The organism is Coriobacterium glomerans PW2 (assembly GCF_000195315.1).
Lineage (GTDB): Bacteria > Actinomycetota > Coriobacteriia > Coriobacteriales > Coriobacteriaceae > Coriobacterium > Coriobacterium glomerans.
In genome coordinates this window covers 1,269,823-1,286,472 of the sequence record NC_015389.1, presented here as the reverse complement: position 1 = coordinate 1,286,472, position 16,650 = coordinate 1,269,823, and the positions used below count along the sequence as shown (strand labels likewise).

Below are 16,650 nucleotides of genomic sequence, written 5' to 3'. Positions count from 1 at the left end.
TCTCAAGCGACCTTTCATTGGAGAGGCGGAACAGTATGAAAGAACGACTCATGCGAAGAAAGGCCCCACGTCGAGCGCTGCTCATGTTCGCGCTTGTCTTGGCGGCGCTCGTTTTCGCGCCTGGGCGCGCAGCGCTCGCCGAACCCGTGACGGCGGGCGACTACAGCGTCGATGGCGGCGACTGGTCCTACGATGCGAATCAGCACCTCCTCACCATCCTGACGGGCACCGAGGTCACGATCTCGATGGCCGACGGCGTGGAGCAGACGGCGAGCGATCGGATCGCCGTCGCGGACGGCGTCGACGCGAATGTGACGCTCGACGGCGTGAACGCGGATTTCACCGACATCAACGCTTCTAAGTCCAGCTACAACATCTTGACGATCGGAAGCCCAGCGTCACCCACGAGCGGGGGCACGAGGCTGACGCTGGCCGCCGGCTCCGTGAACAGATTGCGCACCACGATGTCCGACGCGATCTCCGTTGGAAACAAGGGGACCCTCACGATCGGGGGCACCGGGGAGCTCGATGTCGAGAGCACCGATTACAGTTCATATCACTATCCGAACGGTTCGGGCATCGGCGCCAACTACGGCGGCTTCATCGTGATCGAGGGGGGTACGATCAACGCGCGGGCGCAAGGCGCCGGGGCCGCAATCGGCTCGAGTCAGGGTTACCTCGGCGGCATACGGATCAGCGGCGGCGATGTGACCGCCACGACCGACTCCGATTTCTACACAAGCGGCAATTCCTACAACGCCAGCGCCATCGGCAACGGAGGCTATTTTGCCGGTTCAAATCCACAATATGGCGACATCGTCATCGAGGGCGGCACGGTGAGCGCCAAGGCAGGTGGTTCCCAGTCTGGCGCTGCGATCGGGTACTACCCGGCGTATTACGGGGGGAGCTTCACACCCGGCGATGTCTCCATCACCGGCGGCTACATAACGGCCGCCTCAAACGGGTTGCCCGCCACGCCGATCCTCGACGCCGGCGGGAAGCTCTCGATCACCGGCGGCTTCTTCGGTGCCGGAACGCTGAGCGTGACCCCCGGCGACGACGGCGATCGGGGCGCGGTCTACGGCGCGGAGCCCGATCCGGGATACACCGTGATCGCCGACGAGGAGCCCGACTCGAAGGCCGCCTATCCGGTGCGCGTGCTCAAGAACGATCCGTACGACCTGTCCGCCGCGCAGGACGGCCCGGCCGTCTACGACGCTGGGGCGCTCGACCCCGAAGCGATCGCGCTCGGCGCCAGGGCCGACGTCGCGGTCGACCCCGCCGAGCTCACCGATCACGCGACGTTCCGCCACCGGTCGCAGGGCACGGGCGGCCCCTGGACCGACGGGCTGCCCGAAGACGCCGGCGCCTACGAGGTCGAGGTCACCGAGCGGCCCTTCGCGGACGGCACCGGCAAGCTCGCCCTGATCCCGCGGGGAGCGGCGATCGCGGAGGTCACCATCGATCGCAGGCCGCTCGAGGTCGCCTCGGCGAGCGCGGCGCCCAAGGCCTACGACGGCAAGACCGACGCCTCGGTCTCCGGCGTCGAGTTCACAGGCCTCGTCGGCGGCGAGCATCTCTGGCCCGGCGAGGACTACGAGGCGACCGGCTCCTTCGCCGACGCCGAGCCCGGCCAGGACAAGAACGTCGTCGTCACCGTCAGCCTCAGGCAGGACGGCCCGCGGTCCAGAAACTACATCCTGTCCGAGGGGCACGCCAGCGCGAACGCGACGGCCGGCATCCTCGGCGACGGCCATGACGGCCATGACGGCCGCGACGGCAAGGACGGCCGCGACGGCCGCGACGGCAACGGCCATGATGGTCGAGATGGGCGCGACGGCAAGAACGGCGCGGGCACCATCGGCCAGAAAGGCGAAAACGGCAAGAACGGTACCTCCGCGAGCGGCGCGCGAGGAGATGCGGTCGCCAGGAAGGGCGATGCAAAGGTACGTGGCTCCAAGATGCCTTCCACCGGCGACGCCGCCTGGATCGCCGGTGGAGCGTCTACCGCTCTGCTCGTCGCCGGTTCCTGCTTCATCGTGCTCTCACGCGGGAAGGCTCTTCGATGCAAGTGAGAACGGATCGACTATCGTCGGCTCGAAATGTCGCGTACGAGACACGACGGCGCTGAGGGCTTGACGGATCCCATGCGTTCATGTCACAGCAATCGATATTGATGAGACCCCCGCTATCGGGGGTCTTTCTTTGCGCTGCACCTTTTGCTGTGTACATTGCGTGACGACAAGGCATGTGCAACCGAAAGGCCCCTCAGACGGTGTCTTTCGCTGCGATGCGCTCGCAGTCGCGCGGATACGAGCCGCGACGGACAGACATGTATGCTTTCGGGATTCGCGACAGCTAAGATATGGATGCTGTGAACCTCTCGGACGTTGGCTCGATTTCGGGTAGAGAAACAAGACCCTTGCGACAGACATCTCCCACGGAAAGGGGAACGACATGAAAGAACGACTCATGCGAAGAAAGGCCCCACGTCGAGCGCTGCTCATGTTCGCGCTTGTCTTGGCGGCGCTCGTTTTCGCGCCTGGGCGCGCAGCGCTCGCCGAACCCGTGACGGCGGGCGACTACAGCGTCGATGGCGGCGCGCAGGGCGTCGATTGGACCTATGATGCGAGTAGGCACCTCCTCACCATCCTGACGGGCACCGAGGTCACGATCTCGATGGCCGACGGCGTGGAGCAGACGGCGAGCGATCGGATCGCCGTCGCGGACGGCGTCGACGCGAATGTGACGCTCGACGGCGTGAACGCGGATTTCACCGACACCAGCGCTTCTAGGTCCAGCTACAACATCTTGGCGATAGGAGTCCTTGGGTCCGCCAAGAGCGGGAGCACGAGGCTGACGCTCGCCCCCGGCTCCGTGAACAGGTTGCGCACCACGCAGAGCGACGCGATCTCCGTTGGAAACAAGGGGACCCTCACGATCGGGGGCACCGGCGAGCTCGACGTCGAGAGCACCGATAACAGCTCATATCACCAACAGAACGGGGCGGGCATCGGCGCCAACTACGGCGGCTTCATCGTGATCGAGGGGGGTACGATCAACGCGCGGGCGCAAGGCGCCGGGGCCGCGATCGGCAGCAGTCTGGGTTACTTTGGCGGCATACGGATCAGCGGCGGCGATGTGACCGCCACGACCGACTCCGTATACGGCATGGGCGGCACGCCCTACAACATTAGCGCCATCGGCAACGGAGGCTATTATGCCAGTGGACAATATGGCGACATCGTCATCGAGGGCGGCACGGTGAGCGCCACGGCGGGCGGTAGCTTCGCAGGGGCCGCGATTGGGTTTTACTCGTCGTTTTACGGGGGGGTCTACACACCCGGCGATGTCTCCATCACCGGCGGCTACATAACGGCCGCCTCAGACCGGCTACCCACAACGCCGATCCGCGACGCCGGCGGAAAGCTCTCGATCACCGGCGGCTTCTTCGGTGCCGGAACGCTGAGCGGGACCCCCGGCGACGACGGCGACCGGGGCGCTGTCTACAACACGGCGCCCGATCTCGGCTACATCGCGATCGCCAACGAGGAGCCCGACTCGAAGGCCGACTACCCGGTGCGCGTGCTCAAGAACGACCCCTACACGCTCACGGCGGCGCAGGACGTTCCGGCCGTCTACGACGCCGTCGCGCTCGGAGCCGACGCGATCGCGCTCGGCGCCAGGGCCGACGTCGCGGTCGACCCCGCTGAGCTCACCGATCACGCGACGTTCCGCTACCGGCCGCAAGGCGCGGGCGGCCCCTGGACCGACGGGCTGCCCGAAGACGCCGGCGCCTACGAGGTCGAGGTCACCGAGCGGCCCTTCGCGGACGGCACCGGCAAGCTCGCCCTCATCCCGCAAGGACCGGTGAGTCTGAAGCTCACCATCGATCGCAGGCCGCTCGAGGTCGCCTCGGCGAGCGCGGCGCCCAAGGCCTACGACGGCAAGACCGACGCCTCGGTCTCCGGCGTCGAGTTCACAGGCCTCGTCGGCGGCGAGCATCTCTGGCCCGGCGAGGACTACGAGGCGACCGGCTCCTTCGCCGACGCCGAGCCCGGCCAGGACAAGAGCGTCGTCGTCACCGTCAGTCTCAGGCAGGACGGCCCGCGGTCCAGAAACTACGTCCTGTCCGAGGGGCACGCCAGCGCGAACGCGACAGCCGGCATCCTCGGCGACGGCCATGACGGCCATGACGGCCGCGACGGCAAGGACGGCCGAGACGGCAAGAGCGGCAAGGACGGTCGCGATGGGAGCGACGGCACGCAGGGCCAAGCCGGTCGCGATGGCCGCGACGGCACGCAGGGTCAAGCCGGTCGGGATGGCCGCGACGGCACGCAGGGTCAAGCGGGCCAAAACGGCGTCAACGTTCATGCCGGATCCGGCTCCAGCGGTCGATCCGCTGCAAAATCAAATGGCGGAGTCGCACGCGGCAAGGCCAAGATGCCCTCGACCGGAGATGCGTACTGGGTCGCGGGGAGCGTCTCGGCTGTCCTGCTCGCGGTCGGCGTCGGCTTGATCGCCCTGTCGCGCGTAAGGTCGCGCCGGTCACGGTGACATCGCGCCCTGCTCGATTTGAAAAATGTCCCCAGACAAACCCGTCGGTCTGGTGGATCCAATGACTTTGATGCTGTCATCATGAAATAGGGCTGGAAGCGAGGCTCCATGCATGGGGTCTCGCTTCTTGCGCATACAGGATATGCTGGGCCTCAAAAACAGCGTCGATGTTAGAGCTTGCGCGCCCGATGGTCGCTCTGAGCTGCTCTGTGCCGTTTTCCTATGATAACGCGGGGGAAGCGGGGCTCTCGTCATCGCGGCGGCGCGCAGTGGGTATTATAAATAAAGAAAACTATGGTTAACATCCAGAGAGAGGTACGTGATGTCGCGTCCTTACCGCATCCCCTCGTTTACCGGCGCGTTCCGCGAGAATCTCGATGCGCTGATCTCCACGCTCATCATCGGCGACAAGCGACCGGCGGGCAAGAAGATCGGATTCGAACTCGAGCGCATCCTGCTTTATGCCGACGGCTCGCCCGTTCCCTTCTCCGGTGAGCGCGGAATCAGCGCTCTGCTGCATGAGATGGCGCGTACCCGGCCCGAGCAGCAGCTCGACTTCATCGACGGCAGTCTGCTCGGCCTCGCATACCCGGTCGAGACCTCGAGCGAGACGGTCGACGTGACCGTCTCGCTCGAGCCCTCGGCCCAGATGGAGATCTCAACTGGTCCGGCGCATTCGGTCCGCGCTCTCTATGAGACGGTCCTCAGATTCGATGAGGAGGTCCGACGGGCTCTCGCGACGCTGGGGATAGATGCGCATCTGGTGGCTCTCGGCTGCAACCCTTCGGTGAGAAGCCCGCTCGATCTCGAACTCATTCCGAAGAAGCGCTACACCTTCATGGATGCCTATCTGTCTGGTCGGGGTCGATTCGCACAGGATATGATGCGCTGCACCGCCTCGACACAGGTGTCACTTGACTACGAGAGCGAGTGCGACGCCGAGCGGATATATCGCATGGCCACGCTTCTCGGACCGATGTTCGCCTTTCTGTTCGACAACGCTCCGATCTTCCGCGGGCAGCCTGCTTTCGGCATGGCCCGCTCACGCATCTGGCGCCACGTCGATGTCGATCGCTGCGGCATCGTCCCGGGCGCGCTCAAGGGATTGTCGTTCGAGGACTATATCTTGTGGGTCTCATCGGTGAAGCCTGTGATCTTCACCGATGAGCAGAAGGTCACGACCTCGACGGACGATTTGTACACACGCGACATCATGTCCAAACGGCTACTGAGTCGCAACGAGCTTCTGCATCTGCTCTCCACGGTCTATCCGAACGTGCGTTTGAAGGGCTTCGTTGAGTTGCGCGAGATGGATTCCTTGCCGCCCAGGCTTGCCGCCGCCTGCACGAGTTTCACCGGTGCGCTGTTCTACGATCGTGAACTCGAGTCGAAACTCGTAGATCGACTTCGGGCGCGGCTCCCCGAAGGTTTCGATGAGATTGACGAGAACGATGCAGTCGTCGCGCGGGTGCACCTCGAGGAGCAGGGATGGGGCGCAAGTGTGTACGGGGTCCCGGTCGGCGAGATGGCAGATGCGCTGCTCGCCATCGCCAAAGAGAATGTCGCAGGCCATGCCGGCTGTCTCGATGCATCTTCCACATCGCCGATCGACGCGGCGGTTCCGGTCGTATGCGACACCGGGGCGGCTCGCGATTTCGATCTGGAGGGCCTGCACATGCTGGAGCGACTGTGGGGAGCTCGCAGGTTGCCGCGCGATTGCGATCGAAGCGAACTTCAGGATCTGATGGGTACCGAGGATGTGTGGTTCGACGCAGCCCGTTTCGCGTGATCCGGTCGGTCGGGTCGGGACCCAGGGAGTCTCATGCGGCCGCCGCGCAGCTCTCAGCTGCTCCTCAGCTTCAGCCTGTTTCTTCCTCTGGCAGCAGGATCTGCGGTTCAGGGAGACCGCTTGATCTCTTTTTGTCCACATCTTGAAAAAGAGCGCATTTTGGCTTGCGTGAACGGGACGCGTCACCTATTATTCTTATCTGCGCAGGCGCGGGAGCGCGTGCGCGAGGACAGGCACCCATTGGGATGTCGTCTAATGGCAGGACAGCGGATTCTGGTTCCGTCAATGGGGGTTCGACTCCCTCCATCCCAGCCAGTGCGCTGTCCACACATAGTCGGCCCGTTCGTCTAGCGGTTAGGACGCCGCCCTCTCAAGGCGGAGATCACCAGTTCAAATCTGGTACGGGCTACCAGAGCTTTCAGATGCGGACCCGTTTATCGGGTCCGCATCTTTTTCGTTCTACGGGGGGGGGGGTGCCCCGTCACTGCATCCCGTCGGAGGGGCTGTTGCGTCCGATCCGCGCGCTCCGTCACAGCATCTTGCTCAGAGCCCTCGCTCAAAGCATGCGCCGAGACGGCGGAGACGTCAGCTGCGGGGATGCGGGGATCTCAGAGCAGCGTGCCGTTGAAGATGATGATGACTCCCAGGCAGCCGCATAAAGAGAGCGCTGTCACTGCGCCGCCCGCGGCTAAGAGGACCTTCGCCCAGCAAGGTGCCGGGGCCGCGAGCATCCTTGTCACGCCGATGATAGCCATCGAGGATCCGATGGCGAGACCGGCGATGCACAGACCCTCCCTCGCGGCGAAGACGGGTAGCTCGGCTGAGGCTATATGCGCATAGTGATACGGATGCAGCCACAGCACACTGCCGGTCGCCATCATGTACAGCCCCGGTCCGAACAGCGCGCAGAAGATGACGGCGATGGCCAAGCCGCACACGACGGCGCGAGGAAGCCAAGGGTTGTCGATGGTGATTTTTCGCATGTTGGACCTCGCATCGGGAGGGAATGACAGCAGCTCAATTATAGCACCTCGGTCGTATACCGTGCTCTCATCGGCGTCTGCTGTCTGAACGTGGTGCTGCACCTTATCGCGGCCCTCTTTCTGCCGACGGCTGTGCCGATGCATTGGAGCTGGCGGGGAGTGAATGATGCAACGGGTCCGAACTGGGTTTCCGCGCTGTATTCTGCCGCACCTTTCACCATGTTGCTGTTGCTTTTGGGGGTTTGCGCGCATCGGTCCGCTGACGCGCAATATCGATCACGCCAAGAGCTCATTTCTGATCATGGGTGTCTCGATCACGATTCTCATGATCGTCTTCACATGGGCGGTTGAGCTCCCTTGCTTCTTCCATCCTCAGGAGCCGATGTCGGCACTGCGGGGTTGCTTTCATGTGCGACGTGATGTGGGGTAGATTGGGCGTCGTCCTCATGGTGATCGGCAAGTTCGTACCGTGAATCAAACGCAACTATCACAGCGGATTCTGGTTCCGCCAATGGGGGTTCGACTCCCTCCATCCCAGCCAGTGCGCTGTCAACACATTGTCGGCCCGTTCGTCTAGCGGTTAGGGCGCCGCCCTCTCAAGGCGGAGATCACCAGTTCGAATCTGGTACGGGCTACCAGAGCTTTCAGATGCGGACCCGTTTATCGGGTCCGCATCCTTTCGTTTAGAGCTCCAAGGTCAAGCTGACACCCGGGCGATCGGACAGGCGTCTTCTTTCTACGACTCCGAGTCATATCGACGGTCACGCCCCATACGATAGCCGAGCTTCCATGGACGAGTGCGAGCATGCTCGCCGTCCAGATCCAAGCGATGGTGATGAAGGTTGGCAGTGCGTCCCATCAGTCGAAAGCCCCCCTCGCATGCTGCTCCACATGCTCTCAGGATTCTCTCAGGCCTTCTCATCGGCTCGGTCCAGCTGGCTTTTGTTGCGTCGCTGCTGAAGATCGAGCATGATATCGGTGTACTTCCGCTCGGTGATGGGATAGAACCACATGAGAACCATCGTGAGCAGCGCACCTGCGACGGGATAGAGAAAGACGAGACCGCGGATGCCTTCGAGCGCGAACGCCGTCTGCTCATGGTTGGGAACGTATCCGATGAAGGCCAGGATGAAACCGGGAATCGATCCGGCTGCTGCGAGCGACAGCTTGCGAAAATAGGTGTAGGACGAGTAGACGATTCCCTCTGAGCGAACGTGAGTCTTCCATTCTCCGTAGTCGACGACATCGGAGATGAGCGCCCAGTTGAGTCCTGTGATCAGACCGTTTCCGAAGTAGGATACGCTTGTGAAGAAGGCGAACGTCCATCCCGAGTTCGTAAGGAAATACCCTATGCCGTCTGAGATGGCCCAGATCATGCAGGCCATGATATAGGTCTGCTTCTTGCCAAGCCTCCTGCTGAACACCGGGATCATCGCCGAGCCCAAGATGGCGAATCCCATGGTGACAAAGGTCATGTAAGATACGATCGTGATATCGTGGAGGACATACTGCGCGAAGTAGAACTGAACCGCCAGCTTAACATTGTATGCCGAGAAGGTGAACAGGTTCGCCAGACACAGCACCAGTAGCGGCTTGTTGCGAAAGACCGATCTGTAGGACCGAAGGACGTCTTTCAGCAATTCCTTGCGACCAACGCTATGGACCTCGGCAGCGGCGTTGTCGCGCGCCTCGTCATGGTAGTTCTCCTTGATGTTGCGATAGGAGATCAGCTGGCAGGCCACCCCGAGTATCGCGAAGACGACCGCTGCGACGGTATAGCCGATCCTCTGGGTCGGCAGCAGCAGCACGATGGGGATGAATCCGACCGTCGTGAGCAGGTTGCCCATGTTCGACCCCATGTTGCGCCATGCGGAGAGCTGCGAGCGCTCGACGCTGTTGCGCGTCATCGCCGGCTGCATGGAGCCGAACGCGACATTGGAGATGCTGTAGACGGTTCCGAACACGATGTAGCTCACATAGGCCCAGATCTCCTGCGCGGTGATCGAGACATTCGGGATCATGAAGTTTGAGACCATGAGTATCCCCAGAGGCAGCGCAGCCCAGAGCATGAACGGACGGAACCGACCGCGCGGCCCGATTCTGCGCCGGTTGTCGATCCACGTTCCGACCCCGACGTCGGCGAAGGCGTCCCAGATCTTTGCGACCAGAAAGACGCCGCCGGCGACCATCGGGTTCAAACCGACCACGTCGGTGAAGTATTTCAGCAGGAAAAGCTGGCCGGTGTCGAACAAGAAGTTGCTTCCCACATCGCCCAGGCCGTAGGCCAGCTTCTCCCTGAGCGACAGCACAGCGGGGAATTCCTCTTTGCTGCGCTCCTTCTCGATTGAAATGGTTGCCTGCATCTCGTGAACCGCCTTTCCGGTCTTTGGTTTTCATCGTCTGAGGTGGATGTGATCGGCATGTCAGCGCAGCGTGCTCAGATGGAGATCAGCAGGCTCGCACCGGATGCCAGCAGCAGCAGATAGGAGATCAGCATGAACGTGCGCTGGTCCATCCGCTTGAGCAGAGACCCTCCGACAGCCACGCCGGCTGCCATGGGAAGAAGTGAGAACGCCATGTAGCCCATCATCGGAGCGGTGAGCTTCGCGCAGAGCGCCGCTTGGACAAGAATGATCGAGTTGAGAGCGATCCAGCAGGCTGACAGCGTCGCGCGAAACCGCTGCTTCTCCGGCAGCCTGTCGGTCGCATACGCGACCAGCAGAGGGCCTCCTGAGACGAACAGGCCGTGAACGATCCCGGCAGCCACAAGGCAGGCCGCGTCCCGCGCAGGAGCGGGACCGCGCGTCCTGAGCTGTTCATGCCCGATCACCTTGATGAGTCCGCGCACGGCTATCGCGATCACGAACAGCGGAAGGCAGACCATGAGGACGGCTCGGGGCGCGACCTCATAGGATGCGATGCCGATGATGAGCCCCGTGATCATCCACGTGAGGATCTTCCTGACGCCGCTCCAGCTGATCGATCGGTGATCTTTGATCAGGATGGCGATGCTGGCGACAAGTCCGAGGAAGTTGAGCACCTGCTTGGCGGTCTCCAGATCGACGAGCAGAATCGCGAATGGCAGCGCGATGAGCGTTCCGGCGAAACCCGTGATGCCCTGGATGACGTTTGATGCGAACACCACGAGAAAGAGGGCGGCCAGCATCGCGACAGAGGTGCTCATTTTTAATCACCGTCCTTCTCGGTCCAGATGAGCGCACCGTCACGCGAAACTCAGAGCGACGGATGAGCCAACGCGTTCTCCTCGACGATCTTGAAGGAGGCTGAGAAGTCCTCGCCACCGAGATGCTCCTCGACCGCTTGCTGATAGATGCCGCGCACCAAGGCGACGCCCGGAAGGTCGAGTCCCTTCTCGGCAGCGAGATCCTGCGCGATCCCGGTGTCCTTGCTCATGTTGTCCACCGAGAAGGCCGTGGCGAACTGCCGCGTGCCGATCGCCTCCGCCTTGGTCTGCAGATAGAAGTTGCTGGCACCGCCGATGGAGATCGCCTTCACGAACAGCTGCCAGTCGATGCCGCAGCGCTCAGCGAGCGCCATCATCTCGTTGACGCCGTTTTGGATCTCGCCGACGAGCATGTTGTGCAGAATCTTCATGGTGATGCCCTGGCCGTTGCCGCCCATGTAGACGATATCCTGACCCAGGATCTCAAGCAGCGGCTTCACCTGTTCGTATGCTTCGCGCGGTCCGCCCACGTAGATGCCGAGCGTTCCATCGATCGCCTGCTGCTTGGATTTCACTACCGGCACGTCGAGAAAGATCGCGCCGCGCTCACCGAGCGCCTCGGCCAGCGAGATCGAGTCCGCCGGCGCGATGGTGCTCATATCGATGAAGATCTGGCCCGGCCTGATCGCATCGTAGACGCTTTCATGGATGGCGCGGACGTGCTCGGCTTTGGGGACGCTCGTGAAGACCACGTCGGCGCGTTCGACGACCTCATGGCTGCTGTCGCAGGCGCGCCCGCCGATCGAGGACGCCTGGGCGACCTTGTCGGCATCGAAGTCGAAGACGAAGACCTCGTGTCCGGACTTCCTGATGAGATTGGCCGACATCGCAGAACCCATGATGCCCAGCCCGATGAATCCGATATTCATATGGCGCTCCTCTACAGAATCGTCGTCTCGATATGCAGGACCTGTCCGAGCTGCTCGATCTGATCGGTGACATCTCCGTAGGCGAGTGCGAAGTGCGGCTCGTAGCCCTCGGTGATCGCCTGATCGATGAAGTTGGTCACGGCTGGTCTCAGCTTGACCACGACCGAGGTCCCCGTGTAGGCGTTCGGTTTGTCCAGCGCGGTGCCGCAGGTCGCGATCAGACGGTAGCCCTGCGGCGTGTAGCTGATCCGGAGCAGGGTCACGCCGCCGGGCTTCAGTCCGAAGTCCATGGCGACTCCGATCTTGCGGTTCGGATGCAGGCCCGCTCGGGCGCCCTCGCTGTCGGCGGCGAGCGAATACGGGGCGAATCCGCAATGCCACATCACGATCGCGTTCTCCTCCTCGATGATGCTGACGATGTCACCCAGATACGGTGCACCTCCGGTGAGCTCGCGCAGGGCGAACATGGACAGCGAGCCATGGATATCGGCCTCGCAGGTCGTCGGAAAGCCCTCTTCGGTCAGCTGGGAGAAGATTCCGCACGGAGCCGTATGCATCCGCTCGAAGAAGTCCGGCCAGCAGCGCATCGCGATCGTGCTCAGATGGTCAGCCTCGATATGGCGTCGAGCGACGGTGGTGAATCGGGCGAGACGACCGACGGTGTCGTCGTTCGCCTCGAGGCCGACGATGTGCTCGCGGGCGAAGCGCAGCTCTTGCGCGCACTCCTGCTCGCTCACCTGCTCGGCCTCGCTGAACCAGTCCGCGAGTTCGTACTTCTTGGTCGAGATGCCGAACGCCTCATGGAGCGCCTGGTTATTGGTATCCGAGAAGAAGAATCCGCTCGGATAGGTTCCGACCACACCGACCGTGGTCGTCTTGAATCGCCATGCCAGGCCGAGCACGGCCAGACTGCGGGACAGATCGAGCTCGGTGCGCTGCTGATCGGGGTTGCCTATCAGGTGCAGGAAGGTGCGGCCGTTGAACTTCAGCGTGTTCGCCGCCGCCATGACACCGGTCAGGCTGTTCAGTCTGAGGCGACCGCCGATACCCGGTTCGCGCAGGCCCCAGATGATGACCGGCGCGTCGATAAGATCGATCGCCGTGCCGATGAATTCACCGTCGACAAACGTGATCGCCTGGAAGATGATCGCATCGGTGGCCGAACGGTGGCCCCGGACGAAATCCGCCAGCTCAGCAGGATCGCTCAGCAGCGTATCGGGAGCAGTGAGCTCAATGCCGGGTAGATCTCCGAGTAGCCGTCTGCTCTGCTCGAACATGCGCTGCGCCAGATCGACATCGAATGTGAGCCGTGCCGCCGGCAGATAGAGTGCGCGTATTGTCATAATGAGTTCCTCTCAGATGGCTATGGTCAGGTTCTCGCCCACGATGCCCGGGTAGGCGCCGCACGCGACGAATCGTTCGTTGTCAGGATGCGCGATCAGCCATTTGCCATATTTGAACAGTGTCCGCGGCCGGGCGCGGTCTTCGGCGTACGGGTGCTCAGGCAGATCGGTGTTGACATCTGCAAGTAGCATCACCAGGCATCTGAAGCCGTCTTCGGACGTCCTGCAGGGTGCGAAATGCATTGTCGTTCCGAATATCGAGATGCAGGTACCCCGAGGTACGAAGAAGGCCTTGATATCCTCGACGCGATAGCGGTCGCCCTGAAGCTCGGGTGTGCGTCCGAGGAACAAGACAATATCATCGGTGGCGATGTTGACCTCAGGAGCGTTGTGCCACTCGAGGCAGTTGAGCTGGCTGCTGTGCCCGTTGCAGTAGCCGACCTCGACCGGCATACCGCCGAAGATCTCATAACGCAGCCAAAGGGCCGCATCGGTGCTCTCAAGTTCGTTGTCTGAGGCCACGTAGATGTTGCCCTCGGCGGGCAGCGGCTTTTTTGCGAGCGCCTTCAACGGTGCCGCCATGTCTATATCGGCGAGCACCTGCCCGTAATCGCGGAACGTCGGATCTGATACGGAGAAGATCTGAAGTTTGGGATTCAATTCCCGAATCTGTTGCAGCATAAGGCCTCCTAGTCGGTCACGGTGTTGTCCCAAGCGTTCTGGAACACACCGAGGCCCTGTGCGGTGAACGCATGCTCGAAGGAGGCGCGAAAGACGGCGAGCCCAGCGGTCACGATATCGGCACCGGCTTTGGCGGCCTCGCCGATCTGGTAACCGTTGCGAACGGCCGCGACGATGATCTCGGTGTCGAACCCGTAGGTCCGGTAAATCTGGACGATGTCGCGAACATAGTCCAAGCCGTCATCACCGCTGTCCTCTTTCCAGCCCACGAAAGGGGAGACATACTTCGCTTTGATCTTGCCGGGGACGATCGCCTGAGAGGCGGAGAACACCAATGTCACATTCGTGCGGACTCCCTTGGCTTCGAGTTTGCGCGCAGCGCACAGGCCCTCGTTGGTGCACGGAATCTTGATCACGAAATTCTCCGAGATCCTCGCTATCTTCTCGGCCCCGTCGACGATATCCGCAGCGGTCTCGAGGTGCGGGTTGATCTCCACGGAGATAGGAAAGTCGGGATGGCCCTTGAACTCAGCCGCGAGCTCGTTCACGACCGTCAAAAAGGGTTTTCCCGAATTCATCACGTGCTTCGGGTTCGTGGTGACACCGTCGATGCCGAACGTGTCACGGGCCTCTCTTATTTCGTCGATCTTCGCGCTGTCCAGAAAAAACTTCATGATGGACCTCCATTCATTAAATTAAAATAATTAACTAACATAACCGAGCATAGATTTGTGAACCAGAGCAGTAAAGAATCAAATCGCGAGCGAGCAAAATCATGTCGCAAACGGTCAGAGTGACGCTGAATCGAGTTGGTTGACTCAATCGAGCACGGCGGACTTGAGGCCATCAAAGAGTTCTACGAACGGGGAGCTGGCCCGGAAGAACACGGGTATCTGCCCCAGAGGTGCCTCGATGCTATGCCAGCCACCGCCGTAACGCGCTCCGCTCCACAGATGGACCCACGTATCTTCCGGTAGATAGAGCCGTCGAGTCGTCTGCGCCTGCTCGTAAACCGGTGCGATGAGCAGATCCTGCCCGAGAAGGTACTCGTACTTGAGCGAGTAGGTGATCTCGTCATCCTCGTAGTGCAGGAACAACGCCCGCTGCGCAGGTAGGCCGAGCTCTGCGGCCTCGCTCATGACATGAGTCCGATAGCTCGCCAGCAAGCGGAACACGTGAACATAGCGAGCGAGATGGTTCAGTGCGTCGGGATCGTCGTAGACTTGGAAGTTGGTATCCGGACGGTTCCCCTCATGAGAACGCATAAAGGGGGTGAATGCAGCCATCTCCGCCCATCGCATGAACAGCTCGCGGGTGCGGATGTTGCCATATCGAGATGTATATCCGCCGATATCGGAATGAGTCAGTCCGCAGCCGGTCATGCCGGCGGACAGGGCAGCGGGTATGACCGAGGCGAGTCCGTCATCCAAGCTCCAGTTGACACTCTGGTCGCCCGCCCAGAGCAGAGGACATAATCCCTGAGTTCCGCTCGTTCCGGCACGCATGAAAAAGATGATCTCGCGCTCGCGCCCGGCCTCATGGATCGCGTCGCGGTTGCAGCGCGCCCACAGCGCCGGCCACTCATTGTGGCGCTCCAGCGGATTGGATCCATCGAAGAGCACGACGTCAGTCGGCAGATACTCGCCGAAATCCGCCATCCATCCCGAGAGGCCGACATCTATCAGATTCGTCTTGATCAAGTTCTTGAACCAATCGTAAGCCGCCGGATTCGTGAAATCGATCACGCCGCAATCAAAACCACCGAAGTCGACCAGATAGGTGGTGCCGTCCTTGCGTCGCGCGAAGAAGCCGCTCTGCTCGGCCTGGGGGAACTGCGATGCATCGGCGGCGATGTAGGGATTGATGTATCCGAGGAATCGGATGCCCTCGCGTCTCCACGCGGCGATCTTGCTTTTGAGTTCAGGATAGAGCTGGTCGTTAGCGGACCAGTTCCAAAAGAGGCGTTTGCCAAAATCCGTGATCCGCACGCCCTCCCAATCTTGGCACCACACACCGGCTAGCGGAACCTGAGCTCGTCTGAACCTCGAAATCAGCTCATCCACACGTTCGGACCCACCTTGGACGCCGGCGATGAACCCCTCTGATGTCCAGCTCGGAAGCGGTTGCTGCCGCCCGAGCATATCGGTCAGCTTCCGCAGAAGCTCTTGATAGCTCGTCGCCGTTCTGAAGATGATCCGTTTCGGGATCCCCCAGAATTGCAGCTCGTGGTAGCCTTTGGGACGAAAATCAAAGTCGGCGTAGACGAAGGTGTCGGCGTGACAGAGATACCGCTTGCTCGAGATGAAGGTCGGCTCGGGATAATTGGTCGTCCACCAGTCGCCACCGGCGTGATCGCGCGAGTCCGCGTAGAATGTGGTCAGCGTCGTCTTGTTTCTTCCGACGCCGGGTTCAGATGTCCAAAGCGGAAAGTGATGCCCGCGAAGATCAAAATAGGAGAGCTGCTCGCCGCAGCCGAATACGTGCTCGTCGGGCTCCGCGTCAAGGCGAAGCCAGAGTCTGTTCCATCTCGCGTCGGTCGTCTCGACGCGCAAACTCAGATCGCCGTTTTGAGACAGTTCGAACATGCAGGTCGCATATGGCGCGCCCTGATATCCCATGATGAGCGTCAGCGTCGTTTCGTGCATCTCGTGATCGATCGGTGTCAGGGGAAGTCTCTCGATGACATCATCGACTATATCGAAGTTGCCGCGGTACATGGTGATGTCCGCGTCGCCATGACCCAGGTAGCAGAAGGGTGTCTGATCGATGCCGCTCATCAGGCAGCGATCGTCATAGGTGATCTTTTGGTCGGTGATCTTCAGGATATGGGTTTTGTGCCTGATTTCCATAAACGGATCCTCCTTGAATCCGACGCCAGGTGCGTTTGATCTGCGATTTCGCATCGTGCCGTGTAACGCGCAACCCCCTTCTTAAATAGTTAAATTAATTAACTGATATAGATCGAGCGTAGCTTTCTGATCGGAAGCAGTAAAGCGCGCTTTGTGCGACCGGGCCGAAAGGCCCCGCGAACGGTATGGTCGCATGCTCCCTTGGAGTTCCATTTGATTGACGGGACCATCTTACAGCTGCGATAATGCTCATATTTATCAATCAGCGAGATCGCGCGCCGAGCAGCCCGCGATCTCAGACGAGGAGCCAAGGTACAGGCATGATTGTGAACTCA

The 16,650-nt window shown here is 61.3% G+C and carries 10 protein-coding genes, 4 tRNA genes and 1 pseudogene; 7 read left to right on the top strand and 8 right to left on the bottom strand.

What is annotated here, in order from left to right; translation table 11 throughout:
• Nucleotides 1-35 precede the first annotated feature (35 nt).
• From CORGL_RS05650 to CORGL_RS05630, 5 genes are all read left to right on the top strand, one after another.
• Nucleotides 36-2,075: a YDG domain-containing protein gene (locus CORGL_RS05650; protein WP_013708955.1), complete on the top strand. Its 2,040-nt coding sequence runs from the start codon at nt 36-38 to the stop codon at nt 2,073-2,075.
• Nucleotides 2,076-2,457: 382 nt separating this feature from the next.
• Nucleotides 2,458-4,557, top strand: a complete 2,100-nt coding sequence (locus tag CORGL_RS05645; protein ID WP_041738636.1) for a YDG domain-containing protein — start codon at nt 2,458-2,460, stop codon at nt 4,555-4,557.
• 322 nt (nt 4,558-4,879) lie between these two features.
• Entirely contained in the window at nt 4,880-6,346 is a 1,467-nt protein-coding gene (locus tag CORGL_RS05640; RefSeq protein ID WP_013708952.1) for a glutamate-cysteine ligase family protein, read from the top strand.
• Nucleotides 6,347-6,587: 241 nt separating this feature from the next.
• Nucleotides 6,588-6,661, top strand: a tRNA-Gln gene (locus tag CORGL_RS05635).
• Nucleotides 6,662-6,682: 21 nt separating this feature from the next.
• A tRNA-Glu gene (locus tag CORGL_RS05630) sits at nt 6,683-6,758 on the top strand.
• Nucleotides 6,759-6,954: 196 nt separating this feature from the next.
• On the opposite strand, the gene CORGL_RS05625 is transcribed toward CORGL_RS05630, so the two are convergent.
• The gene (locus CORGL_RS05625) at nt 6,955-7,329 is read right to left on the bottom strand and encodes a hypothetical protein (protein ID WP_013708951.1); all 375 of its coding nucleotides are present in this window, start codon (nt 7,327-7,329) and stop codon (nt 6,955-6,957) included.
• A gap of 415 nt (nt 7,330-7,744) precedes the next feature.
• On the opposite strand from CORGL_RS05625, the gene CORGL_RS09820 reads away from it, so the two are divergent.
• Nucleotides 7,745-7,870, top strand: a tRNA-Gln gene (locus CORGL_RS09820).
• 21 nt (nt 7,871-7,891) lie between these two features.
• Nucleotides 7,892-7,967 (top strand) — tRNA-Glu (locus CORGL_RS05615).
• Nucleotides 7,968-8,237: 270 nt separating this feature from the next.
• On the opposite strand, the gene CORGL_RS05610 is transcribed toward CORGL_RS05615, so the two are convergent.
• From CORGL_RS05610 to CORGL_RS05580, 7 genes and pseudogenes are all read right to left on the bottom strand, one after another.
• A complete protein-coding gene (locus CORGL_RS05610; protein WP_013708950.1) occupies nt 8,238-9,692 on the bottom strand; it encodes a glycoside-pentoside-hexuronide (GPH):cation symporter in 1,455 nt (484 codons plus the stop codon).
• Between the two features lie 74 nt (nt 9,693-9,766).
• A complete protein-coding gene (locus CORGL_RS05605) occupies nt 9,767-10,513 on the bottom strand; it encodes a sulfite exporter TauE/SafE family protein (RefSeq protein ID WP_013708949.1) in 747 nt (248 codons plus the stop codon).
• 50 nt (nt 10,514-10,563) lie between these two features.
• A pseudogene (locus CORGL_RS05600) lies at nt 10,564-11,466 on the bottom strand (NAD(P)-dependent oxidoreductase); the annotation flags it as partial.
• Entirely contained in the window at nt 11,454-12,785 is a 1,332-nt protein-coding gene (locus CORGL_RS10225) for a hypothetical protein (RefSeq protein WP_013708947.1), read from the bottom strand. The gene CORGL_RS10225 and the pseudogene CORGL_RS05600, both read right to left, overlap by 13 nt.
• Before the next feature lie 12 nt (nt 12,786-12,797).
• On the bottom strand, nt 12,798-13,466 hold the full coding sequence (locus tag CORGL_RS05590; protein WP_013708946.1) for a DUF4867 family protein: 669 nt from the start codon (nt 13,464-13,466) through the stop codon (nt 12,798-12,800).
• 8 nt (nt 13,467-13,474) lie between these two features.
• On the bottom strand, nt 13,475-14,140 hold the full coding sequence (locus tag CORGL_RS05585) for a transaldolase family protein (RefSeq protein WP_013708945.1): 666 nt from the start codon (nt 14,138-14,140) through the stop codon (nt 13,475-13,477).
• Nucleotides 14,141-14,284: 144 nt separating this feature from the next.
• On the bottom strand, nt 14,285-16,315 hold the full coding sequence (locus CORGL_RS05580) for an alpha-glucosidase (protein ID WP_013708944.1): 2,031 nt from the start codon (nt 16,313-16,315) through the stop codon (nt 14,285-14,287).
• Nucleotides 16,316-16,650 lie beyond the last annotated feature (335 nt).